This window comes from Micromonospora cynarisoli, assembly GCF_030518815.1.
GTDB classification, from domain to species: Bacteria; Actinomycetota; Actinomycetes; order Mycobacteriales; family Micromonosporaceae; genus Micromonospora; species Micromonospora wenchangensis.
This window is the reverse complement of record NZ_CP130426.1, coordinates 3,430,968-3,455,536: the sequence shown is the minus strand read 5'-3', so window position 1 is coordinate 3,455,536 and position 24,569 is coordinate 3,430,968. Positions and strand designations below refer to the sequence as shown.

Annotated in this window: 18 protein-coding genes and 1 tRNA gene; 11 read left to right on the top strand and 8 right to left on the bottom strand. The window is 73.2% G+C overall.

The window, feature by feature from the left end; translation table 11 throughout:
- The first annotated feature begins 76 nt into the window (after positions 1–76).
- Positions 77–1,333 (top strand): erythromycin esterase family protein, encoded by a 1,257-nt coding sequence (locus tag Q2K16_RS14590; RefSeq protein WP_302746046.1) that lies wholly within the window; start codon positions 77–79, stop codon positions 1,331–1,333.
- Positions 1,334–1,453: 120 nt separating this feature from the next.
- On the opposite strand, the gene Q2K16_RS14585 is transcribed toward Q2K16_RS14590, so the two are convergent.
- The 3 genes from Q2K16_RS14585 to Q2K16_RS14575 all read right to left on the bottom strand — a co-directional run bounded on the left by Q2K16_RS14585 (position 1,454) and on the right by Q2K16_RS14575 (position 4,678).
- Positions 1,454–3,640 (bottom strand): MMPL family transporter, encoded by a 2,187-nt coding sequence (locus tag Q2K16_RS14585; protein WP_302746044.1) that lies wholly within the window; start codon positions 3,638–3,640, stop codon positions 1,454–1,456.
- Between the two features lie 13 nt (positions 3,641–3,653).
- Entirely contained in the window at positions 3,654–4,241 is a 588-nt protein-coding gene (locus Q2K16_RS14580; RefSeq protein ID WP_302746042.1) for a TetR/AcrR family transcriptional regulator, read from the bottom strand.
- A 104-nt stretch (positions 4,242–4,345) separates the two neighbouring features.
- Positions 4,346–4,678: a winged helix-turn-helix transcriptional regulator gene (locus Q2K16_RS14575; protein ID WP_302746488.1), complete on the bottom strand. Its 333-nt coding sequence runs from the start codon at positions 4,676–4,678 to the stop codon at positions 4,346–4,348.
- A gap of 424 nt (positions 4,679–5,102) precedes the next feature.
- On the opposite strand from Q2K16_RS14575, the gene ligD reads away from it, so the two are divergent.
- Positions 5,103–6,062, top strand: a complete 960-nt coding sequence (gene ligD, locus Q2K16_RS14570) for a non-homologous end-joining DNA ligase (RefSeq protein ID WP_302746041.1) — start codon at positions 5,103–5,105, stop codon at positions 6,060–6,062.
- Positions 6,063–6,304: 242 nt separating this feature from the next.
- Here ligD and Q2K16_RS14565 read toward each other — a convergent pair.
- The 4 genes from Q2K16_RS14565 to Q2K16_RS14550 form a co-directional block, all read right to left on the bottom strand.
- Positions 6,305–6,376 (bottom strand) — tRNA-Arg (locus Q2K16_RS14565).
- Positions 6,377–6,576: 200 nt separating this feature from the next.
- Positions 6,577–7,287 (bottom strand): winged helix-turn-helix domain-containing protein, encoded by a 711-nt coding sequence (locus Q2K16_RS14560; RefSeq protein ID WP_302746040.1) that lies wholly within the window; start codon positions 7,285–7,287, stop codon positions 6,577–6,579.
- Positions 7,288–7,472: 185 nt separating this feature from the next.
- The gene (locus tag Q2K16_RS14555; protein WP_302746038.1) at positions 7,473–8,138 is read right to left on the bottom strand and encodes a DUF305 domain-containing protein; all 666 of its coding nucleotides are present in this window, start codon (positions 8,136–8,138) and stop codon (positions 7,473–7,475) included.
- 10 nt (positions 8,139–8,148) lie between these two features.
- Positions 8,149–8,967: a thioredoxin-like domain-containing protein gene (locus Q2K16_RS14550; RefSeq protein ID WP_302746036.1), complete on the bottom strand. Its 819-nt coding sequence runs from the start codon at positions 8,965–8,967 to the stop codon at positions 8,149–8,151.
- Positions 8,968–9,065: 98 nt separating this feature from the next.
- On the opposite strand from Q2K16_RS14550, the gene argS reads away from it, so the two are divergent.
- From argS to Q2K16_RS14515, 7 genes are all read left to right on the top strand, one after another.
- Positions 9,066–10,730 (top strand): arginine--tRNA ligase, encoded by a 1,665-nt coding sequence (gene argS / locus Q2K16_RS14545; RefSeq protein ID WP_302746035.1) that lies wholly within the window; start codon positions 9,066–9,068, stop codon positions 10,728–10,730.
- A gap of 59 nt (positions 10,731–10,789) precedes the next feature.
- A complete protein-coding gene (gene lysA / locus Q2K16_RS14540) occupies positions 10,790–12,175 on the top strand; it encodes a diaminopimelate decarboxylase (RefSeq protein WP_302746034.1) in 1,386 nt (461 codons plus the stop codon).
- Positions 12,176–12,183: 8 nt separating this feature from the next.
- Positions 12,184–13,497: a homoserine dehydrogenase gene (locus Q2K16_RS14535; protein ID WP_302746487.1), complete on the top strand. Its 1,314-nt coding sequence runs from the start codon at positions 12,184–12,186 to the stop codon at positions 13,495–13,497.
- 114 nt (positions 13,498–13,611) lie between these two features.
- Complete coding sequence (gene thrC / locus Q2K16_RS14530) at positions 13,612–14,661, top strand: threonine synthase (protein ID WP_282267728.1); 1,050 nt, start codon at positions 13,612–13,614, stop codon at positions 14,659–14,661.
- A 147-nt stretch (positions 14,662–14,808) separates the two neighbouring features.
- Positions 14,809–18,081, top strand: a complete 3,273-nt coding sequence (locus tag Q2K16_RS14525; protein WP_302746033.1) for an efflux RND transporter permease subunit — start codon at positions 14,809–14,811, stop codon at positions 18,079–18,081.
- 207 nt (positions 18,082–18,288) lie between these two features.
- The gene (locus tag Q2K16_RS14520) at positions 18,289–19,134 is read left to right on the top strand and encodes a polysaccharide deacetylase family protein (RefSeq protein ID WP_302746486.1); all 846 of its coding nucleotides are present in this window, start codon (positions 18,289–18,291) and stop codon (positions 19,132–19,134) included.
- Between the two features lie 11 nt (positions 19,135–19,145).
- Entirely contained in the window at positions 19,146–20,390 is a 1,245-nt protein-coding gene (locus tag Q2K16_RS14515; RefSeq protein WP_302746031.1) for an MFS transporter, read from the top strand.
- Positions 20,391–20,433: 43 nt separating this feature from the next.
- On the opposite strand, the gene Q2K16_RS14510 is transcribed toward Q2K16_RS14515, so the two are convergent.
- Positions 20,434–20,952, bottom strand: coding sequence for a hypothetical protein (locus Q2K16_RS14510; RefSeq protein ID WP_302746029.1), 519 nt, complete (start codon positions 20,950–20,952; stop codon positions 20,434–20,436).
- A 108-nt stretch (positions 20,953–21,060) separates the two neighbouring features.
- Here Q2K16_RS14510 and thrB point away from each other — a divergent pair, with 108 nt between their 5' ends.
- Positions 21,061–22,005: a homoserine kinase gene (gene thrB / locus Q2K16_RS14505; protein ID WP_302746028.1), complete on the top strand. Its 945-nt coding sequence runs from the start codon at positions 21,061–21,063 to the stop codon at positions 22,003–22,005.
- A 294-nt stretch (positions 22,006–22,299) separates the two neighbouring features.
- Positions 22,300–24,339 carry a transcription termination factor Rho gene (rho, locus tag Q2K16_RS14500; protein WP_302746027.1) on the top strand — a complete coding sequence of 680 codons (2,040 nt, stop codon included), beginning with the start codon at positions 22,300–22,302 and terminating at the stop codon, positions 24,337–24,339.
- The last annotated feature ends 230 nt before the right edge of the window (positions 24,340–24,569 follow it).

Below are 24,569 nucleotides of genomic sequence, written 5' to 3'. Positions count from 1 at the left end.
GTTCCGCCCGCCGACACACCGCCCACACCGTGCCGACCGGCGGTTTGTCCGCCGACCCTGCCGGGTAGCCCCGCCCATGCTGGTACAGCGGCTCGGTACGCCGAGCGACTTCGACCCGCTGCTGGAGCGCGCCCGGGAGGCCCGGGTGGTGATGATCGGCGAGGCGACGCACGGCAGCTACGACTACTACCGGTTGCGTGAGCAGCTCACCCGGCGGCTCATCGCCGAGCAGGGGTTCGACTTCGTGGCGGTGGAGGGGGACTGGCCGGACTGCGACCGGGTGCACCGGTCGGTGGTGGGCGCGCCCGGCGGCGCGCAGGACCCGCGCACCGCGCTGGGACTGTTCACCCGCTGGCCCACCTGGATGTGGGCCAACGCCGAGGTGGACCGGTTCTGCCGCTGGCTGCGGGCGTGGAACCTGGAGCGCCCGGAGCGGGAACGGGCCGGTTTCCACGGGCTCGACGTCTACAGCCTGTGGGAGTCCATGCAGGCCATCTTCGACTACCTCGGCGAGGAGGACCCGAAGTCGATGGAGGCGGCGCAGGACGCGTACCGGTGCTTCGAGCCGTACGGGCGGCGGGTCGAGGAGTACGGCGCGGCCAGCCGGTTCGTCTCGGCGCGCTGCGAGGAGGAGGTGATCCGGCTGCTGGCGCGTACCCGGGCACACGTCGCCTCGGACGGCCCGGACGCCTTCGCGGCCTGGCAGAACGCGGAGGTGGTGGCCGGCGCGGAGCGGTACTACCGGGCGATGGTGCACGGCGGGCCGGACTCCTGGAACGTGCGTGACATCCACATGGCCGACACCCTGGACCGGCTGCTGACCCGGTACGGCCCGGGGTCACGCGGGATCGTCTGGGCGCACAACACCCACATCGGGGACGCCCGGGCCACCGACATGGCTGGCGACGGGATGGTCAACATCGGCCAGCTCGCCCGGGAACGCCTCGGCCGGGACGCGGTGACGCTGATCGGCTTCGGCGGCTACCGGGGCACCGTGGTCGCCGCCCCGCACTGGGGTTCACCGGCCGAGGTGATGACGGTGCCGCCGGCCCGGGAGGGCTCGGTGGAGTGGCGGCTGCACGAGTTGCTGCCGGAGCGGGCGGTGCTCGTGTTCGGCGGCCCCGACCAGCCCGCCTGGGTCACCGGCACCGCCGAGCACCGGGCGATCGGGGTGGTCTACGACCCGACCTTCGAACGCTGGGGCAACTACGTGCCGAGCCGGCTGGCCGACCGCTACGACGCCTTCGTCTGGTGCGACGAGTCGACCGCCCTGCACCCGTTGCCCACCCCGTCGACCACCAACGAACTGGAAACCTACCCCGCCGGCCTCTGACCCACCCTCCCCGCGCGGCCGTGCGGCGGTGGATCATGGAGTTGTGGTGCCCGTTTGGTGGGTTCATGCCACCTTCGTCCGGCACCACAACTCCATGATCGACAGGATCGGGCGGTCGGGTCAGACGGTGACCGGCTGCTTGTCGAGGTGGGCGCGGAGGCCCTCGCCCTCGATGTCGACGTTGGGCAGGGCCCGGTCGAGCCAGCGGGGCAGCCACCACGCCCTGGCGTTCAGCAGGGACATCACGGCGGGGACGATGGTCATCCGGACCACGAAGGCGTCGATGGCGACACCGATGGCGAGCGCGAAGCCCATCGACTTGATCACCGGGTCGTCGAGGAAGACGAAGCCGCCGAAGACCGAGATCATGATCAGCGCGGCGGCGGTGACCACCCGTGCCCCGTGCCCCATCCCGTTGATGGTGGCCTGCCGGGCCGTGTCGCCGTGCACGAAGTCCTCCCGCATCCGGGAGACCAGGAAGACCTCGTAGTCCATGGCCAGGCCGAACAGGATGCCGATCAGCAGGATCGGCAGGAAGCTGATCAGCGGGGCCGGGCTGTCCAGGCCGACCAGGCTGGCCAGGTGGCCCTGCTGGAACACCGCGACGGTGATGCCGAAGGTGGCGGCCACCGTGAGCAGGAAGCCCAGCGCGGCCTTCACCGGCACCAGGATCGACCGGAAGACCAGCATCAACAGCAGGATCGACAGCCCCACCACGAGCAGCAGGTAGACCGGCATCGCGTCGGACAGCTTCTCGGACACGTCGATGCCGATCGCCGTGACGCCGGTCAGCAGCACCTCGGCGTTACCGATCGAACCCACCCGGTCCCGGATGTCGTGCACCACCGTCTCGGTGGCCGCGTCGGTCGGCCCGCTCTTCGGGATCACCCCGATCAGCGCCGTCCGCCCGGACGGGTCGAGCTGCGGCGGGGCCACCGCCAACACCCCTTCCGTACGCTGGACCAGCGCGGCGACCTGCGGCACGGCCGCGGCGGTGTCCTGCGGGGAGTCCGAGGTGACCACCACGGCGAGCCGGCCGGTGAAGCCCGGACCGAAGCCCTCCCGGATCAGGTCGGCGCTGGTGCGGGCCGGGCTGCCGACCGCGGCGGTGCTGGCGTCCGGCAGGGCGAGCCGCATGTCCTGGGCCGGCAGGGCCAGCAGCCCGAGACCGAGCAGACCGACCAGGATCACCGGGATGCGCAGCCGGGTCACCCACCGCGCCCAGCGGAACCCGAAGCCGGAGCGGTCCTCGGCGGCCGGCACGGCGTCGGCGGCCTCGGCCGCCGGGGTGACGTTGCGCAGCTTGCGGGGCAGCACCCGGCGGCCGGCGAAGCCGAGCAGCGCCGGGGCGAGGGTGATCGCCACCAGCACCGCCACGCTGACCGTGCCGGCGGCGGCCAGACCCATCACGGTGAGGAACGGGATGCCGACCACGGCGAGGCCGGCGAGCGCGATGACCACGGTGGCACCGGCGAAGAGCACCGCGGAACCGGCGGTGCCGACGGCCCGGCCGACGGCCTCCTCCGGGGTGAGCCCTTCGAGCAGGTGCTGCCGGTGCCGCGAGGTGATGAACAGCGAGTAGTCGATGCCGACCGCCAGGCCGAGCATCAGGGCCAGGATGGGCGCGGTGCTGGTCAGCTCGACCACGCTGCTGAGCGCGAACAGGCCGGCCATGCCGACCCCGACGCCGATCAGCGCGTTCAGCATGGTCATCCCGGCCGCGACCAGCGAGCCGAACGTGATGATCAGGACGATCGCGGCGACGAGCACGCCCAGCGCCTCGGTCGAGCCGACCTCCGGCTCCGCGTTGAGCACCTCACCGCCGGGGGCGATCTGCCACCCCTGGGCCTCGGCCTGCGCGCCGACCTTCTCGTACGCCGCGCGCTGGTCGTCGGTGACGTCGTCCGCGCCGGTGGCGAACTGCACCTGGATCAGCGCGTAGCGGCCGTTGGGGGTGATCGCCTGGGACTGGTACGGGTCGACCGCGCCGATGACGCCGGGCAGGGTCGCCGCCTCCTGGACGACTCCCTTCACCACGGCCTGCCCGTCGGGGGTGGTCAACTGACCGTCGGCGGGCGCCTTCACCGCGATGGTGCCGGTGGCGCCGCTGGCTGCCGGGAACCGCTCGGCGAGCAGGTCCAACGCCTGCTGCGATTCGGTTCCGGGCATGGTGAAGTTGCCGGCCGTCGGGCCCTTCAGGGTGGCGGCGGCGATGCCGAGGCCGACGAGTACGACGAGCCAGACGGCGACGACGAGTCGCCGGCGGCGCAACGATGCCCGGCCTAGCCGGTACAGCAGGGTCGCCATCAGATCCTTGTCCTCAATCCTGGTGTTGGTGGTCGAGAGGTGGCCGTGGTGGCGGCGGTGTGGGGGTGACGAGCACCCGCTGGACGACGGCCAGCAGGGCGGGACGCAGTTCCTCGTCGGGGATGTCGGCGAACGCGCCGCACCCCTCGGCGATGCCGGCGAGCAGCACCAGCGCGGCGACCCGCCCGTCCTGCCCGCCGTCGGGGCCGGTCATCGCCTCGATCAGCCGTTCGGAGATGCGCTGGATGTGGGCGAAGGCCGGTTGGGCGAGCAGTTCCGGGAACTCCCCGCGCAGCAGCGCGATCTCGCCCCGGAACCGCACCGCGAGGTCGACGAAACCCTCCGCCGCCACGCGTTGCGCCGCCGCGCCGGTCAGCGCCGAGATCCGCTCGTCCAGCTCGCAGAGGACCGCGATCGGTCCTGCCATCAGCTCGGCGAGCAGGGACTCCTTGCCGGCGAAGTGGTAGAGCACCGCCGCCTTGGAGCAGCCCACCTCGCGGGCGATGTCCTGCAACGAGGTGCCCTTGTAGCCGGTCACCGCGAACCGCCGGGCCGCCGCGGCGAGGATCTCGCCGTGCGTGTGGGGGGTGCGTCGGATCATGCGTTCCAGCATGCCTGACCGATCGGTCAGACCCTGACCGATCGGTCAGAGAAAGACGGTGGCGTTCACCACAGCGCAGCGCCCCGGGCTCCCGTGACGCACCGTCACACCCGACCGTGCCTGCGGTCGTACGCGGCCCGCGCCTCGCCAATCGCCGTGCGGTGCCGCTGCGCCCAGGCGGTCAGCGCCAGCAACGGCTCGTACAGCTCCAACGCCATCGGGGTGGCCCGGTACTCGACCCTCGGCGGCACGGTCGGGTGTACCCGGCGGTGCAACAGGCCGTCCCGTTCCAGGTTGCGCAGGGTCAACGTGAGCATCCGGCGGCTGATCCCCTCCACCTGCCGGGTCAGCTCCGAGAAGCGGACCGGGCCGGGGGAGGCGGCCAGCAGGATGCCGATCGCCCACTTGCCGCCCACCCGGTCCAGCGCCTCCCGCAGGGTGCAGTCGTCGCCCCGCCCCCCGCCGGCACACCCGTCGTCGTCCCGCTCCCCGTCGTGCTGTTCCGTGCCGTGCCGCTCCCCGTCGTGCCGCTCCGTGCCGTGCTCGTCCCTGCCGTCCTGCCCAATGCTGCGATGATCCGTGCCATCCTGGTCCGTGCCGGCTTGCTCCGTGCCGTCCTGATCTGTGCCGTGGCGGTTCCCGGCGGTTGGGGTGCTCCGGTTCCCGTTGCCGCGCTGGTCCGGGCCGGCGTGGCTGTCGTCGTCCTGCTGCCCGCCGGTGCGGCCGTCGCTGTGTTCACGGGACACGAGGGTGCCTCCTTCCGCCGGTGCCATGGTCACAGACGGACACCTCGACGACGGGACCGGCGGCCCGAACCGTGTCGGGGTTGCGCCGGGCCGGTACGGCCGGGAGGGTGGGCGGATGGGTGGGGCGGAGGAGACGCGGGACGGGGTCGGCCTGACCAACCTGGGCCAGCCGCTGCTCGCCGGCAGCGACCTGACCAAGCGGGACCTGGTCGACTACCTCGACGCCGTACACGAGCGCATCCTGCCCGGCCTGCGCGACCGGCCGCTGTCGGTGGTCCGGTTGCTGCGTGGGCAGGAGCCGTTCATGCAGAAGAACCTGCCCAAATACACCCCCGACTGGGTACGCCGCACCCCGATCTGGGCCGAGACCTCGCACCGCCAGGTGTCGTACGCGCTCTGCGACGACCGGCGCACCCTGCTCTGGTTCGCCAACCAGCGGGCCATCGAGTACCACCCGGCCCTGGTCACCGCGACCCGCCCGGAGCAGCCCACCCACCTCGTGCTCGATCTCGACCCGCCCGAGGGGGACGCCTTCCCGACGGTGGCCCGGGTCGCCGGTGCGGTACGCCGGGCGCTGACCGACGTCGGGCTGGCCGGCGCGGTGAAGACCAGCGGCGCCAAGGGGCTGCACGTCTTCGTGCCGGTGCACCCGGACACCACCGCCGAGGAGGTGGCCGCCGCGACCCGGGCGCTCGCCGTGCACACCGAGCGTCTCGACCCGCAGACGGCGACCACCGCCTTCATCCGGGAGGACCGGGGCGGCCGGGTCTTCGTCGACCCCACCCGGGCCGGCGGGGCGACTGTGGTCGCCGCGTACAGCCCCCGGATGCGCCCCGGGCTGCCGGTCTCGTTCCCGGTGGACTGGGACGACCTCGACCGGGTCACCCCCGGCGACTTCACCGTGCGGACCGTCCCGGCGGCGCTCGGCGACCGGGACCCGTGGGCCGGGTCGATGCCTGCGCCGCAGCGCCTCCCCGCCGACCTGGTGGCCGAGGGGCGTACCATCCCGGTGCCCCGGGTGCAGGCCATGCACGAGGGAAAACGCCGCGCCAGAGCCCGCCGCGAAACCCCCTGACCCGCCGTCGCCCGCCCAACCCGCCGTCGCCAGCCCGGCCGGGTGGTGATCGACTCCTGTGGGCCGATAGAGCGGCATCGCCGAGCCGGGACAGCGCCACGGGGGCGATATTGCGTGGATCGTCGCGGTGACCCGGACGTCCGCCCCGGGTCGTTGACGGCCGGGCATACGACGAAGGCCGCTGATCGGGTTTCCCCTGGTCAGCGGCCTTCTCGTGCTGGTCGCGGCTTCCTTGGCAAGTGTGCCCCCGGCAGGATTCGAACCTGCGCCCCCGCCTCCGGAGGGCGGTGCTCTATCCCCTGAGCTACGGGGGCTCAGCGACCTGAGAAGAGTAGCAAACCCCCTCCGGGATCACCGAATCGCCACCCGGCCCCCACCGGCGCATCCCGCTGACCTGCGTGATCATGATGGCGGGCCGGTGTCGACCGCGACGGCCGTCGGCGGTGGAGCGTCACCGACGGCCGGGCCGGATCGGCCACCGCCACCAGCCGGGCGGATCGAGGCCGATGGCCGGTCAGGCGGTCAGGCGGTCAGACGGCGCCAGGGTGCGCCCGCAGCTCGGCAGCGGGTGCAGGACGATGCGTCGGGGCAGCCGGCGGGGCCACTCGTTGCGGGGCCAGGAGCCGTCCACGATCAGGTGCACCGGGTGCTGGTCGGCACCGCTGAGCCGGAGCACGAAGTCGCGGGGCAGCGGTGGGTCCACGCTCGGTGTGGTGACCATGAACCGGACCCGGCCCCGGGACGACACCGCCGAGATCACCTCGGCGGCGGGCATGGTGCCGCGCAGGCGTACCCGGCCGATCCAGTAGACCTCCGCGTCGTGTTCCTGGGCGGCCCGGGTGATGGCCGGGTACTCGCCGCGTACCCAGCGTTCGACCGCGCCGACGCAGAGCCCGCAGGCCCGCTCGTGCGGTTCCCGGGGCCCCAGCCCCCAGGCCCGCAGGTACGCCCCGACGGTGCCGGCCTCCATGGTGAGGTCGAAGCGGCGCTGGATCAGCGCGGCGAGGCTCTGGCGCGTCCAGAGTTCCTCGTCCAGCCCGAACTTGTCGGGGTAGACGCCGCGCAGTACGTCGATCAGTTCGAGTTCCTGTTGCCGGCTGAGCGCTCCCGACTCGCCCTGCCGGTGTCCGCGACGGGCGGCTGCCACCGCTCCGTCACCGCCGATGGTGTGGCGTCGGCACCAGCTGGTGACCGAGCGCCGCGCGTCTCTGAGTGCAACCCCCACGTCCTACGCAACGAGCACTAATCGCAACTGGTCACGATATGTAGGCAGAAACCTCTCGTAGAGCCTCAAAGGTGCGCAGCACGCTAAAGATGCAAATCGCCCATAACCTGTCGCCGGGGTCGGTGGATGCGCGGAGGCCCGCGTCCGCCGGGGCGGTACGCGGGCCTCCCAGGAGGTCGGGCGGGTCAGCCGCCCAGGCGCTTCAGCGCGTTCTGCAGGTTGGTCAGGTCGGTCTGCTGGGTGTTCTTCATGATCTGGGCCACCGCGAGCACGTCGTCGTCGCTGCCGGCGTCGAGGATGCCCTGGATCATGTGGATGCCGCCGAGGTGATGCTTGATCATCATCTGGAGGAAGAGGACGTCCAGCTCGCGCCCCTGGGCGACGCGCAGCCTGGCCATCTCCTCCGGCGTCGCCATGCCCGGCATCAGGCCGTTCTCGACCCTGGCCCCGTCGGGCATCCAGGCCATCCGGGGCGCGCTGCCTGTCGGGTCGAGCCCCCACGACCGCAGCCAGGTCTGCATGGTGCCGATCTCGCCCTGCTGGCCGGTGGCGATGTCGCCGCCGATCTGCCGCACCTCGGGGTCGGTGCCCCGATCGAAGACGATCAGCCCCATCTCGACCGCCTGGGCGTGGTGGGTGCTCATGTCCCGGGCGAAGCCGGCCTCCGGCGAGCTGTCGCCCGGCCGGGTCAACGTGGGGGTGAGCAGGCCGCCGGCGTACCCGAGGAGGAGGCCGACCACGACGGCGGCGGCCAGCGCGAGCACGCCGTAACGGGCGGCGGGCCGCCGGTCACCTGCGGGGGTGACCGGGGGCTCGACGGGCGGCGTGTCGGTCGTCGCGGGAGCGGTCATCGCCACGTCCTCACTGGGTGGGCTGCTGCTGTTGCTGCGGGAGGTTGTCGCGCGGGGCGGTGCCGGTGGCCGTGATGCCCTGGCCGCAGTTGGCGTTCGGGCCCTCGACCGAGGCGTTCACCCGCAGCGTCTTGATGAACTCGTCGATCCGGCTGTCGTCGGCGTTGTCGACCTTGAGCTGGTAGCCCCACGCCTGGAGCGAGATCGGCTTGTCCAGCCCCTCGAACGGGCTGAGCATGGCCTTCTCGACGCCCTGCACCTTGCTGCGGAGCTTGCTGACCTGGTCGGCCGGCAGGTCGGGACGGTAGGTGATCCACACCGTGCCGTGCTCCAGGCTGTGCACCGCGTGCTCGTTGGCGATCGGGGCGTCGTAGACGTCGCCCATGCAGTTCTGCCAGGCCGGGTTGTGCGGGCCGGCCACCGGCGGGAGCACGTCGTACTTGATCGCGCCCTGCTGGTGCTGGCCGCCCTGGACGAGCTTGGGGTCCTTCTCCCGGAAGTCGACGATGCCGTCGATCTCCGAGGCCCGCTGCTCCCACGACTTGGAACCCTGGAAGGCCGCGTACGCGCCGTAACCGACGATCGAGACGGCGAGCACGCCCACGGCCACGAACAGGGCGATCGGGCCCCAGGACCGGCCCTGGCTCACCTTCACCGGGGCGATCGGCTTGCGCGGGCCCTTGCCGCCCGAGGTCTGCCGGGGGGTGCCCGTGGACTTGGCGGCCCCGGGCTTGCTGGCGCCGGCGGCGGGCCGGCCCGCCGCCGGCTTCTTGCCGGTGCTGACCACGGTCGGACGGCGCTGCGGGCCGCCCGGGGTGCTGATGCTCATCGTGCCTCGTCAGGTCGGTCGGTCAGGGGATCTGGCGGGCCGGGTGACGCTCAGGGTCGCCGCCGAGTGCCCGAGTCTACCCCCGATAACATGGTTCGGTGACTCCCGCAGAACTCGCCGAGGTCGTCCTCTCCGCAGCCCACGCCGTCTTCCGCGAGCGTGGGCTCGACCCCGCCGCGCTCCCGGCGCACACGGCGGTGGAGCGACCGCGCAACCCCGACCACGGCGACTACGCCTCGACGCTGGCCCTCCAGCTCAGCAAGAAGGTCGGCGTCCCGCCCCGGGAGCTGGCCGCCGCGCTGGCCGACCAGCTCGGTCGGGCGGCCGGGATCAAGTCGGTGGAGATCGCCGGCCCCGGGTTCCTCAACATCCGGCTCGACGCCGCCGCCGCCGGCCAGCTCGCCCGGACGATCGTCGAGGCCGGCGAGGACTACGGCCGCAGCGACCGGCTCGCCGGCCAGCGGATCAACCTGGAGTTCGTCTCGGCGAACCCGACCGGCCCGGTGCACATCGGCGGGGTGCGCTGGGCGGCCGTCGGCGACGCGCTCAGCCGGCTGCTGCGGGCCACCGGCGCCGACGTCGGCACCGAGTACTACTTCAACGACGCCGGGTCGCAGATCGACCGGTTCGCCCGGTCGCTGCTCTGCGCCGCGAAGGGTGAGCCGGCCCCCGAGGACGGCTACGGCGGGGCGTACATCGCCGAGATCGCCGAGCAGGTCCGGGCGGTCCGGCCGGACGTGCTCGACCTGCCCGACGCGCAGGCCCAGGAGGTGTTCCGGGTCGAGGGCGTCACGCTGATGTTCGCCGAGATCAGGTCCTCGCTGCGCGGCTTCGGGGTGGAGTTCGACACCTACTTCAACGAGAAGGACCTGCACGACCGGGGCGAGCTGGACCTCGCCCTGGACCGGCTGCGCGCGCAGGGCCACCTGTACGAGGCCGACGGGGCGACCTGGCTGCGGACCACCGACTTCGGTGACGACAAGGACCGGGTGCTGCGCAAGTCCAACGGCGAGTGGACGTACTTCGCCGCCGACTGCGCCTACTACCTGGACAAGCGGGAGCGCGGCTTCGAGCGGGTCGTGATCATGCTGGGCGCGGACCACCACGGCTACATCGGGCGGATGAAGGCGATGTCCGCCTGCTTCGGCGACGACCCTGCGGTCAACCTGGAGATCCTCATCGGTCAGCTGGTCAACCTGGTCCGCGACGGCGTGCCGCTGCGGATGAGCAAGCGCGCCGGCACCGTGGTCACCCTGGAGGACCTGGTCGACGCGATCGGGGTGGACGCCTCCCGCTACGCGCTGGCCCGCTACTCCAGCGACTCGCCCATCGACATCGACGTCGAGCTGTGGACCCGGGCCACCCGCGACAACCCGGTCTACTACGTGCAGTACGTCGCCGCCCGGACGGCGAGCGTCGGCCGTAACGCCGTCGAGGTCGGCCTGAGCCGGGGCGACGGGACCGGGTTCCACCCCGAGCTGCTCGACCACGACAAGGAGAACGAGCTGCTCAAGGCGCTCGCCGAGTTCCCCGCCGTGGTCGCCGCCGCCGCCGAGCTCCGCGAGCCGCACCGGGTCGCCCGCTACCTGGAGGACCTGGCCGGGGCGTACCACCGGTTCTACGACAACTGCCGGGTCCTGCCGCGCGGCGACGAGGAGGTCACCGACCTGCACCGGGCCCGGCTCTGGCTCAACGACGCCACCCGCACGGTGATCGCCAACGGGCTGCGCCTGCTCGGCGTCTCCGCCCCGGAGCGGATGTAGCCGTGCGTACCCGGGAATCGGGCGGGCGGACCCGCCGGTCACGAAGCGGAGACGAGTAGATGCGTGCCCACGAAGCCGGTGCCCTGCACGGCGACATCGGCCACCGGGGGCCGGCCTGGCTGAGTCCGCCGGCCGACGTCAACGCCCTGGTGCCGCAGCTCTGGCCGCGCCAGGTCGAGCGCGGCGCGGGCGGCGCGCTGACCGTCGCCGGTCTCGACGTCCGCGAGCTGGCGGCCGAGTACGGCACCCCCGCGTACGTCCTCGACGAGGACGACCTGCGCTCGCGTGCCAGGGACTTCCGGGACGCCTTCCCCGACGTGGACGTCTACTACGCCGGCAAGGCGTTCCTCTGCCGGGCGGTGGTCCGGATGATCGCCGAGGAGGGCCTGCACCTGGACGTCTGCTCCGGCGGTGAGCTGGCCACCGCGCTGTCGGCCGGGATGCCGGCGGAGCGGATCGGCTTCCACGGCAACAACAAGTCCGTCGCCGAGCTGACCCGGGCGCTGGACGCCGGGGTGGGGCGGATCATCCTCGACTCGTTCACCGAGATCGACAGGCTCACCGCGCTGGCCCGGGAGCGCGGGGTCCGCCCCGGCGTGCTGGTCCGGGTCACCGTCGGGGTGGAGGCGCACACCCACGAGTTCATCGCCACCGCCCACGAGGACCAGAAGTTCGGTTTCTCGCTGGCCGGTGGGGCCGCCGCCGCAGCGGCCTTCCGGGTCATCGACGAGGGTGTGCTGGACCTGCGCGGGTTGCACTCGCACATCGGTTCGCAGATCTTCGACACCAGCGGTTTCGAGGTTTCCGCCCGCCGGGTGCTCGCCCTGCAGGCGCAGATCCGCGACGCCCGGGGGGTGGAACTGCCCGAGCTGGACCTGGGCGGCGGCTTCGGTATCGCGTACACCACCCAGGACGACCCGGCGACCCCGGCGGAGCTGGCCAAGCGGCTCCGCAGGATCGTCGACTCGGAGTGCGCGACGGAGAACCTGGCCGTCCCGCACCTGTCGATCGAGCCGGGCCGGGCCGTCGTCGGCCCCGCCGTGTTCACCCTCTACACGGTCGGCACCGTCAAGGACGTCGACGGGCTGCGCACGTACGTCAGCGTGGACGGCGGGATGAGCGACAACATCCGGACCGCCCTCTACGACGCGTCGTACTCGGCGACGCTCGCCGGCCGGGCCTCGACCGCCGAGCCGCTGCTGGCCCGCGTGGTGGGAAAGCATTGTGAGTCCGGGGACATCGTGGTGAAGGATGAATTCCTGCCCGCCGACGTGCAGCCCGGAGATCTTGTCGCGGTCCCCGGCACGGGGGCGTACTGCCGGAGCATGGCCAGCAACTACAACCATGTGCCCCGCCCCCCGGTGGTAGCGGTGCGTGACGGCCGAGCCCGGCTGATCGTACGGCGGGAGACCGAAGAAGACCTGCTCGCTTTGGATGTGGGATGACGTCACCTGTGCGCTTGGCCCTGCTCGGCTGCGGAACGGTCGGTAGCGAGGTGGTCCGGCTGCTGCACGAGCAGGCCGCCGACCTGGCCGCCCGGATCGGTGCTCCGCTGGAGATCGCCGGTATCGCCGTGCGCCGCCTCGGCCGGGACCGGGGTGACCTCCCCGTCGACCCGGCCCTGTTCACCACCGACGCGCTCGGCCTGATCAAACGCGACGACGTCGACGTCGTCGTCGAGGTGGTCGGCGGCATCGAGCCGGCGCGGAGCTGGCTGGTGGAGGCGCTGCGCGCCGGCAAGAGCGTGGTCACCGCCAACAAGGCGCTGCTCGCCGAGGACGGCGCGGCCCTGCACGACGCGGCGGCCGAGGGCGGGGCCGACCTCTACTACGAGGCGTCCGTCGCCGGGGCGATCCCGCTGCTGCGCCCGCTGCGTGAGTCGCTGCACGGCGACCGGATCAACCGGGTCACCGGCATCGTCAACGGCACCACCAACTTCATCCTCTCCGCGATGGACGCCACCGGCGCCGGCTTCGCCGAGGCGCTGGACGAGGCGACCGAGCTGGGATATGCCGAGGCCGACCCGACCGCCGACGTGGAGGGCTTCGACGCCGCCGCGAAGGCCGCCATCCTGGCCTCGCTCGCCTTCCACACCCGGGTCACCGCCGCCGACGTGCACCGCGAGGGCATCACCGAGGTCACCGTCGCCGACATGGCCAGCGCCAAGGCGATGGGCTGCACCATCAAGCTGCTCTGCATCGCCGCCCGGGGCACCGACGCCGCCGGCCGGGAGACGGTCAGCGTCCGGGTGCACCCCGCGATGATTCCGCTGACCCACCCGCTGGCCAGCGTCGGCGACGCGTTCAACGCGGTCTTCGTCGAGGCCGAGGCGGCCGGGCAGCTGATGTTCTACGGCCGGGGGGCCGGTGGCGCGCCGACGGCCAGCGCGGTCCTCGGCGACGTGGTCGCGGTGTCCCGCAACCGGCTCGCCGGCGCCCACGCGGCAAGCGAGTCCGCCTACGCCGACCTGGCGGTCCGGCCGATGGGCGAGGCGCTGACCCGCTACCACATCAGTCTCGACGTGGTCGACCGTCCGGGTGTGCTCCAGGCGGTGGCCGGGGTGTTCGCCAGGCACGACGTGTCCATCGCCACCGTCCGGCAGGGGCCGGCCGGCGGCGGTCCGGCCGGCCGTGGCGAGGACGCCGACCTGGTCATCGTCACCCACGTCGCCCCGGACGCCGCGCTCGCCGCGACGGTACGGGAGCTGCGCGGGCTGGACATCGTCCGGTCGGTGGCGAGCGTGCTGCGGGTCGAGGGCGGGGCGTGACCGGGCGTCTCGCCTGATGGTTATCGGCGGGTGTGCCGGAGGCCGGTCGACGAGGCTGGTCCAGGCTGGCAGGGGCCCCGGCACGACCGGGGCGGCAGAGGCGAGGAGAGCGACATGTGGCGGGGCCTGATCGAGACGTACCGGGACCGGCTGCCGGTCACCGACGCCACGCCCGTGGTCACCCTGCACGAGGGGAACACCCCGCTGCTGCCCGCGCCGGCGCTCTCCGCCCGGCTCGGCGCGGACGTCTACCTGAAGGTCGAGGGTGCCAATCCGACCGGCTCGTTCAAGGACCGGGGCATGACCGTCGCCGTCTCCAAGGCCGTCGAGGCCGGCGACAAGGCGATCATCTGCGCCTCCACCGGCAACACCAGCGCCTCCGCCGCCGCGTACGCGGCCCGGGCCGGGATCACCTGCGCGGTGCTGGTGCCGCAGGGCAAGATCGCGCTGGGCAAGCTGGCCCAGGCGCTGGTGCACGGGGCCAAGCTGCTCCAGGTGCAGGGCAACTTCGACGACTGCCTGGCGCTGGCCTCGAAGCTCGCCCAGGACTTCCCGGTGGCCCTGGTCAACTCGGTCAACCCGGACCGGCTGCACGGCCAGAAGACGGCGGCCTTCGAGATCGTCGAGGCGCTCGGTGACGCCCCCGACATCCACTGCCTGCCGGTCGGCAACGCCGGCAACATCTCCGCCTACTGGATGGGCTACTCGGAGGACCTGAGGGACGGCAACGCCACCCGCGCCCCGAGGATGTACGGCTTCCAGGCCGCCGGGGCGGCCCCGATCGTCAGCGGCCAGGTGGTGCCGGAGCCGTCGACGATCGCCACCGCCATCCGGATCGGCAACCCGGCGAGCTGGACCAAGGCGCTCGACGCCCGGGACGCCTCGCAGGGGCTGATCGCCGCGGTGACCGACCGGGAGATCCTTGCGGCGTACCGGCTGCTCGCCCGCGAGGTGGGGGTCTTCGTCGAGTTGGGCAGCGCGGCCAGCGTGGCGGGTCTGCTCCAGCAGGGGGCCGAGGGTCGGGTGCCGGCGGGGGCGACCGTGGTGTGCACGGTCACCGGCCACGGCCTGAAGGACCCGGAGTGGGCGATCTCCACCGCCCCCGCCCCGATCACCATCGCCAACGACGCCCTGACCGCCGCCCGCTCCCTCGACCTGGCCTGATCACCACCCCGCCCCGGGCGACGGCGTCGGCCCCGTGCCGTCCCCGTCGACCCGGCCGGCGGGCGGCCACCCCGTTACGGGTGGGGGAGACCGGGTCGGGCAGACTTTCCCCACGCCTGTCCCCTCTCCCAGGAGTGAGCCACGCCGATGTCGCTGCTCGCCAGATCCAGCCTCGCCAACCGGGGGCTCGTCGCCCTGATCGCGGTGGTGACCGCGGCGTTCGGGGCGTTCGCCGTCCCCTCGCTCAAGCAGCAGTTGCTGCCCTCGCTGGAGTTCCCCGGCGCGTTCGTCGTCGCGGTCTACCCGGGCGCCTCGCCGGAGATCGTCGAGGCGCAGGTCGCCGAGCCGATCGAGAACAGCCTCCAGAGCATCCCCGGGCTGGAGAAGGTCACCTCCACCTCGCGGGAGGGGTCGGCGACGATCGCGGTGGAGTTCGCCTTCGGCACCGACATCGACGACGTGGCCAACAAGATGCAGACCGCGCTGAGCCGGGTCGACGCGCAGTTGCCCGACGAGGTCGACCCGCAGGTCGTCACCGGCAGCACCGACGACCTGCCGGCCGTGGTGCTGGCCGCCACCGGCGGCGGTGACGAGCAGGCCCTCGCCGCCAGGCTGCGCGACACGGTGGTCCCCGAGCTGGAGGGGATCGACGGGGTCCGGACGGTCGCCGTCACCGGCACCCGCGAGCAGGTCGTGACGATCGTGCCGGACCCGGCGAAGTTCGCCGCCGCCAAGCTGACCCCGACCGCGATCGCCACCGCGCTGAAGTCCAACGGGGTGGCCGTCCCGGCCGGCGCGGTCGTCGACGGCAGCACCGCGTTGCCGGTGCAGGTGGGCGCCCCCGTCACCACCCTCGACCAGTTGCGTGGCATCGCGCTCACCCCGACCGCGCCGAAGGCCGCCCCGGTCCGGCTCGGTGACGTGGCGACCGTCGAGCAGCAGCTCGCCCCGGCCACCGCGATCACCCGCACCAACGGCAAGGAGAGCATCGGGGTCCAGATCACTGCCGCGCAGGACGGCAACGCCGTACGGATCTCGCACGACATCCGGGACCGGCTGGACGACCTGCGGTCCGCCTCGGGCGCCGAGCTGACCATCGTGTTCGACCAGGCCCCGTTCGTGGAGAAGTCGATCGAGAGCCTGACCACCGAGGGGCTGCTCGGCCTGCTGATGGCGGTCGTGGTGATCCTGGTCTTCCTGCTGTCGGTCCGGTCCACCCTGGTCACCGCGGTCTCCATTCCGCTGTCGGTGGTGGTGGCGCTGCTCGCCCTCTGGATCGGCGACTACTCGCTCAATCTGCTCACCCTGGGCGCGCTCACCATCGCGGTCGGGCGGGTGGTCGACGACTCGATCGTGGTGTTGGAGAACATCAAACGCCACCTGGAGTACGGCGAGCCCAAGCGGGACGCGATCGTCGCCGCGGTCCGCGAGGTGGCCGGGGCGGTGACCGCGTCGACGCTCACCACGGTCGCGGTGTTCGCGCCGATCGCGCTGGTGGGTGGTTTCGTCGGGCAGCTCTTCGCCCCGTTCGCGATCACCGTCACGGTGGCCCTGCTCGCCTCGCTGCTGGTGTCGCTGACGGTGATCCCGGTGCTCGCGTACTGGTTCCTCAAGCCGCCGCGCGACGGGGCGGACGAGGCGGTGCGCCGGGCCGCCGAGGTCAAGGAGCTGCGCAGCCCGTTGCAGCGGGCGTACCTGCCGGCGATCGGGTTCGCCACCCGGACCCGCCGGACCCGGTGGATCACCGTGGCGGTGGGCATCCTGCTGCTGTTCGGCACCTTCGGGCTGGCCCAGAAGCTGGAGACCAACTTCCTCGACGACTCCGGCCAGGACACCCTGAGCATCAGCCAGCAGCTGCCGGCGGGGTCCGGGCTGGCCGCCACCGACGAGGCAGCCCGCCTGGTCGAGGGGGTGCTGGCGCGCACCGACGGGGTCGAGACGTACCAGGTGAGCGCGGGCGGCAGTGACCAGCCGTGGCTGGGCGGCGGCGGCAACAACACCGCCCGCTGGTCGGTGGCGCTCGGTGGGGACACCGACGCCAGGGAGATGAAGGAGGTCCTGCGCCGGGAGTTCGACCGGCTCGGGTCCGGCGCGGGTGAGCTGAGCTTCGACAACGGGCAGGGCGGCACCTCGGGCAGCCAGTTGGAGGTGGTCGTCCAGGCCGCCGACACCGACACCCTGAACCGGGCCGCCGACCAGGTCCGGGCGGCGATGGCGGGCACCCCCGGCGTCGAGGACGTGGCCACCAGCCTGGCCGACCGGGTGCCCCGGGTCGACGTGACGGTCGACCGGCTGGCGGCGGCCCGGGTGGGGCTCAGCGAGGCGGCGGTCGGGCAGTTGGTGTCGCAGGCGTACCGGGGCAGCCCGCTGGGTCGGGTGACCCTCGACGGCGGGCAGCAGGACGTGGTGCTGCGGACGACGGCGGCCCCGCCGCTGACCGAGGAGCAGTTGCGGGCGCTGCCGGTGGGCCCGGTGAAGCTGGACGACATCGCCGACGTCACCCGGGGCGAGGGGCCGCAGCAGATCACCCGGATCGACGGTGAGCGCAGCGTCTCGGTGACCGGCACGGCCACCGGCTCCAACCTCGGTGCGACCACGACCGAGCTGAAGAAGCGGCTGGACGACGTGGACGTGCCGGGGGCGACGATCGCCGTGGGTGGTGCGAGCGCCCAGCAGGAGGACGCCTTCGGCGATCTGGGCCTGGCCGTGCTGGCCGCGATCGCGATCGTCTTCCTGATCATGGTGGCGACGTTCCGGAGCATCACCCAGGCGCTGATCCTGCTGATCTCCATCCCGTTCGCGGCGACCGGCGCGATCGCCCTGCTGCTGGTCACCGGGACCCCGCTGGGCGTGCCGGCGCTGATCGGCGTGCTCATGCTGGTCGGCATCGTGGTGACCAACGCGATCGTGCTGCTGGATCTGATCAACCAGTACCGGGCGCAGGGGATGGGTATCACCGAGGCGGTGGTCGAGGGCGGCAGGCGTCGGCTGCGGCCGATCCTGATGACGGCGGTGGCGACGATCTTCGCGCTGTTGCCGATGGCCCTCGGGCTGACCGGCGAGGGCGGCTTCATCTCCCAGCCGCTCGCGGTGGTGGTGATCGGTGGCCTGCTCAGCTCGACCCTGCTCACCCTGGTCCTGGTGCCGACCCTCTACACGATGGTGGAACGCACCAAGGAGTCGCTGCGCGAGCGGCGGACCGGCCGGCCGGGGCGGACCTCCGACGAGAGCGGCCCGTCCGGTGCGCCCGCCGAGCCGGACGCCGAGGTGCCGACGCCGGTGGGCGTCCCGGCGGCCGAGGCGTCGGGCGAACCGCCGGCCCGACCGGCCCCGTCGGCCGCGCTGGTGGACGGCACCGACCAGTTCGAGGTGCTGCGGCTGCCGAAGAGCCGGCGGTCGCCGCTGCCACCTACCGAGTAGCACTCCCGGCCGCGTCGCAACGGCCACCCCGACCCGACCCGACGCGACCGGGTCGGGGGCACGGTCGCCGTCGCGCCACGACACGCCCCCGGTGCGGGGTCACCGGCCCGGGGGCGCGTCGCGTCGCGCCCGGGACAGCCGGCCGGTCACCGGGTACGGTCACCCTGTGGTCCTCTACCGTCGGTCATCGACGATCCACCCTGGGTGATGGGCGTCGACGGGGCGCAGCCGGCCGGCCCGGCCGGCGGGCGGTGGGGCCGGCGACGGGTGCTGGGCGGTGGGGCGCTGCTGGCCGGGGGCGTCGCGCTGGGGGCCGCCGGCATGTCCCAGGGCGCCTGGCTGGCCGACCGGCACCTGCCGTTGTCCGGCGGTCCGGCCAGCGCCACCGTCGGCAACCGGCGGCAGGACGTCGGCTCGGGCGGGCTCCAGGTGGTGTGGCACGCCCCGACCACGCAACGGCTGGTCGCGCTGACCTTCGACGACGGTCCGCTGCCGCGGTGGACGCCGACCGTGCTGGACACTCTGGACACCCACGCGGTGCCGGCGACCTTCTTCCTGGTCGGAGAGCGGGTGCGCCGGCACGCCGGGCTGATCCGGGGGCGGCTGTCCCGGCACGAGGTGGGCAACCACAGTTGGCGGCACCGGGACCTGGCGAGGCTGGCCGCCGCCGCCGTGCACGACGACCTGCGCCGGTCGCACGAGGCCATCGCCGAGGTCACCGGCACGCCACCCCGGCTGCTCCGGCCCCCGTACGGGCACCTGGGTGGCGGGGTGCTGCACGCCGCCGTACGCCTGGACTACCGGGTCGTGCTCTGGTCGTTGCAGATGGTGGAGGGGGAGTACCCGGACGACCCGGCGGGGCACGCCCGGCGGATCGTGTCCGACGTCGTGCCGGGCACCATCCTGCTCGCCCACGACGCGGGCCCGGAGAACCGTCAGGTGGCGGTGCGGGGCCTGGCCGCGATGATCACCGGTCTGCGGGCCCGGGGCTACACCTTCGTCACGGTCTCCCAGCTGCTGGGCCACCCGACCGGCTCCCGAACCGGGGGGTAGGGTCCGGGCACGTGTCCTCTCCGCTCTCCGTTCTCGTCCGCAACCGGGACTTCCGCAATCTCTTCCTCGCCGAGCTGGTGGTCTTCGGTGCCGACTGGTTCGTCATGGTGCCGCTGCTGGTGCTGCTGCCGGAGTTGACCGGCAGCGGGGTGTGGGGCGCCCTGGTGCTGGCGCTGGACACCGGGGTGTTGGCGCTGCTGCTGCCGTACACCGGGACCATCGCCGACCGGTTCGACCGCCGGAAGATCATGATGGCCGCGAACGGCGTGACGCTGCTCGGTGTGCTGCTGCTGCTCGGCGTCCGCGACGCGGGCACGGCCTGGCTGGCCATGGTGGCGATCACGGCGGTGGCGGTCGGCAAGGCGTTCTACTCGCCGGCCGCGCAAGCCGCCCTGCCCAACGTGCTCGATCCGGCCGACCTGGCCGTCGGCAACGCCGTCGCCGGCTCCGCCTGGGGGACGATGACCGTGGTCGGGGCGTCCCTCGGTGGCGTGCTGACCGCGGCCGTCGGCCCGTACGCCTGCTTCTGGGTGGGGGTGGTCGGCCTGGTGGCGGCGGCGGGCCTGGCGGCGCTGATCCGCCGGCCGTTGCAGGCCGCCCGGGAGGCCGACCGGTCGACGCCGCGCACCTGGACGGCGATCCGGGAGGCGCTGGGGCACATCCGGCACCGGCCCAGGGTGCTGGCGCTGGTGACGGTGAAGTCGGCGGTGGGGCTGGGCAACGGCGTGCTGACCGTCTTCCCCCTGCTGGCCGCCGTGTACGGGGCCGGGCCGGTCGGCACCGGCCTGCTGTTCGCGGCGCGCGGGGCGGGGGCACTGGTGGGGCCGATCCTGATGAGCCGGGTGCTGACCAACCGGGCCTGGCTGCTGCCCGGCCTGGCCCTGTCGATGTCGCTGTACGGGCTGGCCTACCTGGGCGCGGCGGTGGCGAGCTGGTTCCCGCTGGTGCTGCTGCTGGTCTTCGTGGCCCACTTCGGTGGCGGCAGCAACTGGGTGCTGTCCAACTTCGCCCTCCAGGGCGAGGTGCCGGACCGGCTGCGCGGCCGGGTGTTCGCCACCGACATGATGCTGGCGACCCTGGCGATCTCGGTCAGCCAGCTGGTGGTGGCCGGCGTGGTCGACCTGGTCGACGAGCGGGTGGTGCTGGCCGGCTGCGGCCTGGTCACCGTCGTGTACGCGGTGGGCTGGCGGATCGCCACCCGCCGGCTCTCGCTCACCGATCCGGCCACCGGGGGCGACCCGCCGACCGCCCGCTGACGGCGGGGCCGACCTGCGGCGCGGTCGACCCCGGCGGGGCGGCTCAGTCGGCGTGGTCGACCTGTGGCGGGGCAGCCGGCGGGTGATCACTCCCGCCCCACGCGCCCCGACCCGGGTGCTCCGCGGCCTGACCGGCGGCGTGGCCGGGCGGCGGGCCACCGGGGTCCCCGGTCGGGGGGCCACCGGCCGGCGGCGTCCAGGTGCCCCACGGCTGACCGGGCACGGGGGACGGGGGCGCGGCGCGGCGGCCGACAAAGACGGCGGCGGCGACGAGGCCCAGGCCGATCGGGTAGCCGATCCAGCCGACCGCGCTGACGGCGAGGCTCCACATCTGGTACTGGCGTATCCCGCCGGAGCGGATCAGGTCCGGCAGGGCCGCGACCCAGGCGGTGGTGAGCAGTTCCAGCAGCAGCAGGACGACGGCCCCGGCGAGCAGGAACGACCGGGACCGGGCGGGCAGCCGGCGGCCGGCGGTGGCACCGAGCACCAGGACGGTGAGCAGGGTCAGCAGGATGGGCAGGTGCCCCAGCACCTGGGTGAGCCGGTAACCGAGCATTGCCACGTCGCCTCCCGACCGGTCGGTGGATCGGCGTCAGGCTAACCGAGCTGATCCAGTTCCACCGTGCGGGCGAGGCGGTGCGCCGTCGGTCCCGGGCCCTAGCATGATCCTGTGCCTACGACTTTCACCTCCGGCCCGGTCCGGGTGCGGGTGCCCGCCACCAGCGCCAACCTGGGCCCCGGGTTCGACGCCCTCGGGCTCGCCCTCGCCCTGCACGACGACGTGGCCGCCGAGGTGGCCCCGGACGGCGTCCGGGTGGCGGTGACCGGCGAGGGCGCCGGCGATCTGCCGCCGGACGACCGGCACCTGGTGGTCGTGGCCATGCGGGCCGCCTTCGACCTGCTCGGCGCGCAGCCGGCGGGGCTGGCCCTGGAGTGCGTGAACCGGATTCCGCAGGCCCGGGGCCTGGGTTCCTCCTCGGCGGCGATCGTGGCGGGGGTGCTCCTGGCCCGGGGGCTGGTCACCGACGGCGCGCAGGTGCTTGACGACGAGGCGGTGCTGCGGCTGGCCGCCGAGATCGAGGGACATCCGGACAACGTCGCGCCGTGCCTGCTCGGCGGGTTCACCGTCGCCTGGACGGAGCCGACCGGCGGCCGGGCGGTCTCGCTGCCGGTCGCGGCCGGGGTCCGGCCCACCGTCTTCGTGCCGGCCGAGCGGGGGCTGACGGCCACCGCACGGGCGGCGTTGCCGGCGACGGTGCCGCACGGGGACGCGGCGTCGAACGCGGGCCGGTCGGCGTTGCTGGTGCACGCGTTGACCGCCGCGCCGGAGCTGCTGCTGCCGGCCACCGTCGACCGACTGCACCAGGACTACCGCGCGGCGGGAATGCCACAGACCGCTGCCCTGGTCAGCGAGTTGCGTGCGGCAGGTGTGCCGGCTGTGGTCAGTGGGGCGGGCCCGACGGTGCTGGCGTTCACCGCGCCACCCGACGGGTTCGACCCGGGAACAGAATGGGAAGTCTGGCGGTTGCCGGTAGAGGTGCGCGGAGCGACGCTCGCACGGGGTAGACTGGGACACGCCGAGCGGGACCCTGTTGCCGCAGGTCGGAAGAGTTGATTACGCTCTAGACTCAGCACAGCCGCGAAGCACGCGATCTCTCTGCGGGTCGGCGCACCCCGAAGCTCTCGGCGGTCAGCCCGTCACCCCTGCCAAGGCCCACGCCGCACCGCAGTTTCCGCAGGTCGCCGCAGACGGCGAGACCTGCTCACCGACGTTGGTGAGTTGGGAAACGGCCCGGCTGCTGTGCCACAGACTCCCGCGACGCGTCATGCGAGGCGGGTGCACCGAGGCCGCCCGGCCACCTTGCTTGTCGATCCCGGGCAGTCCCGGCCTATCGAGGGAAGGAATCCATTGAGCGACACCACCGACGTGACGTCGGATGTTTCCAACGTCGCTGGCGATGCCACCACCGCCGCCCCCACCCGCCGTCGGCGCAGCGGTACCGGTCTGTCGGCGATGCTGCTGCCGGAGCTGCAGAGCCTGGCCGCGTCGCTCGGCATCTCCGGGACCGCTCGCATGCGCAAGGGCGAGCTGATCAGCGCGATCTCCGAGCGGCAGCAGGGCGGCGCAGCGACCGGCACCCCTCGACCGCGGGCCGAGGTGGCGGCTGCGGCTGCCCCCGTCCGGGAGGAGGTGCACGCCGAGGTGACCCCGGAGCGTGCCGCCGAGCCGGCGTCGGCCACCCCTGCCGCCACCACCGAGCCCGAGGGGCGGACCCGGACCCGGCGCAGCCGGGCCAGCACCGCCGAGTCGCGGCCGGCCGCCGAGCCCCGTACCGAGGAGCCGCCGGTCGAGGCCGGTGAGCGTCCGGAGCGGGCCGAGGGTCGTACCGGCCGGGACCGGGGCGAGCGGACCGGGACCGAGCGGACCGGCGGTGACCGGGCCGAGCGGGCCGGTAACGATCGGGCCGAGCGGACGGACAACGACCGGGCCGGCCGTAACGACCGGGCCGAGCGCGCGGGCAACGACCGGGGCGAGCGGGCCGAGCGGGTTGGTAACGACCGGGCTGAGCGGACCGAGCGCAACGACCGGGGCGACCGCAACGACCGGGGCGAGCGGGCCGACCGCAACGACCGGGGTGGCGACCGTGGTCAGCGCGACAACCGCGACAACCGGGACGACTCCGACGACGACGAGGGCGGCGGCCGGCGGGGCCGGCGCAGCCGGTTCCGGGACCGTCGCCGGGGCCGGGGTGACCGGGCCGAGGGCGGCAACGACACCGGCGGCCGTGAGCCGCAGGTCGGCGAGGACGAGGTGCTGGTCCCGGTGGCCGGCATCATCGACGTGCTCGACAACTACGCCTTCGTGCGGACCACCGGCTACCTGGCCGGCCCGAACGACGTCTACGTCTCCATGTCGCAGATCAAGAAGTACGGCCTGCGCCGGGGCGACGCGATCACCGGCGCGGTCCGGGCCGCCCGGGACAGCGGCGGCGGCGACCAGCGGCGGGACAAGTACAACCCGCTGGTGCGGCTGGACACCATCAACGGCATGGAGCCGGACGAGGCCCGCCGTCGTCCCGAGTTCTACAAGCTCACCCCGCTGTACCCGCAGGAGCGGTTGCGGCTGGAGACCGAGCCGCACATCCTGACCACCCGGGTGATCGACCTGGTGATGCCGTTGGGCAAGGGGCAGCGGGCGCTGATCGTGTCGCCGCCCAAGGCCGGCAAGACCATGGTGCTCCAGGCGATCGCGAACGCGATCACGCACAACAACCCGGAGTGCCACCTGATGGTGGTGCTGGTCGACGAGCGGCCCGAAGAGGTCACCGACATGCAGCGGTCGGTGAAGGGCGAGGTCATCGCGGCCACGTTCGACCGTCCGCCGCAGGACCACACCACCGTCGCCGAGCTGGCGATCGAGCGGGCCAAGCGCCTGGTCGAGCTGGGGCACGACGTGGTCGTGCTGCTCGACTCGGTGACCCGGCTCGGCCGGTCGTACAACCTGGCGGCACCGGCCTCCGGCCGGATCATGTCCGGCGGTATCGACTCGACGGCGCTCTACCCGCCGAAGCGGTTCCTGGGTGCGGCCCGCAACATCGAGAACGGCGGCTCGCTGACCATCCTCGCCACCGCGCTGGTGGAGACCGGGTCGATGGCGGACACGGTCATCTTCGAGGAGTTCAAGGGCACCGGCAACGCGGAGCTGAAGCTCGACCGGAAGATCGCCGACAAGCGCACCTTCCCGGCCGTGGACGTCAGCGCCTCGGGTACGCGCAAGGAGGAGATCCTGCTCGCGCCGGAGGAACTGGCCATCATCCACAAGCTCCGCAAGGTGCTGCACTCGCTGGACTCGCAGGCGGCGCTGGACCTGCTGCTCGACCGGCTCAAGCAGTCCCGCACCAACATCGAGTTCCTGATGCAGATCGCCAAGTCGACACCGGGGGAGTGACCCGCTCCGGGTGAGACCGCCACGAAGGGCACGGCCGCTGCGGCCGTGTCCTTCGTCGTACCCGGGAATTGCGTTTGTGGACTTTTCTTTCGATGGGCCTGGCAGCTCTTGAAAATTCTGTGCGTGGCCGGGTTGACTGGGGGCGGGCCGCTCCCGGCCGAGCGGGCCGGGGTCGGCCACCGACGGGCGGCGGGGGAACCTGGGGAGGCGTCCGCCGCCCGGCGGCCCGG

Bases quoted from the DNA above. Each gene is read 5' to 3' on its own strand.
- Q2K16_RS14590 (WP_302746046.1), top strand. From the start codon at position 77: ATGCTGGTACAGCGGCTCGGTACGCCGAGCGACTTCGACCCGCTGCTG.
- Q2K16_RS14585 (WP_302746044.1), bottom strand. From the start codon at position 3,640: ATGGCGACCCTGCTGTACCGGCTAGGCCGGGCATCGTTGCGCCGCCGG.
- Q2K16_RS14580 (WP_302746042.1), bottom strand. From the start codon at position 4,241: ATGATCCGACGCACCCCCCACACGCACGGCGAGATCCTCGCCGCGGCG.
- ligD (WP_302746041.1), top strand. From the start codon at position 5,103: ATGGGTGGGGCGGAGGAGACGCGGGACGGGGTCGGCCTGACCAACCTG.
- Q2K16_RS14555 (WP_302746038.1), bottom strand. From the start codon at position 8,138: ATGACCGCTCCCGCGACGACCGACACGCCGCCCGTCGAGCCCCCGGTC.
- Q2K16_RS14550 (WP_302746036.1), bottom strand. From the start codon at position 8,967: ATGAGCATCAGCACCCCGGGCGGCCCGCAGCGCCGTCCGACCGTGGTC.
- lysA (WP_302746034.1), top strand. From the start codon at position 10,790: ATGCGTGCCCACGAAGCCGGTGCCCTGCACGGCGACATCGGCCACCGG.
- thrC (WP_282267728.1), top strand. From the start codon at position 13,612: ATGTGGCGGGGCCTGATCGAGACGTACCGGGACCGGCTGCCGGTCACC.
- Q2K16_RS14525 (WP_302746033.1), top strand. From the start codon at position 14,809: ATGTCGCTGCTCGCCAGATCCAGCCTCGCCAACCGGGGGCTCGTCGCC.
- Q2K16_RS14520 (WP_302746486.1), top strand. From the start codon at position 18,289: ATGGGCGTCGACGGGGCGCAGCCGGCCGGCCCGGCCGGCGGGCGGTGG.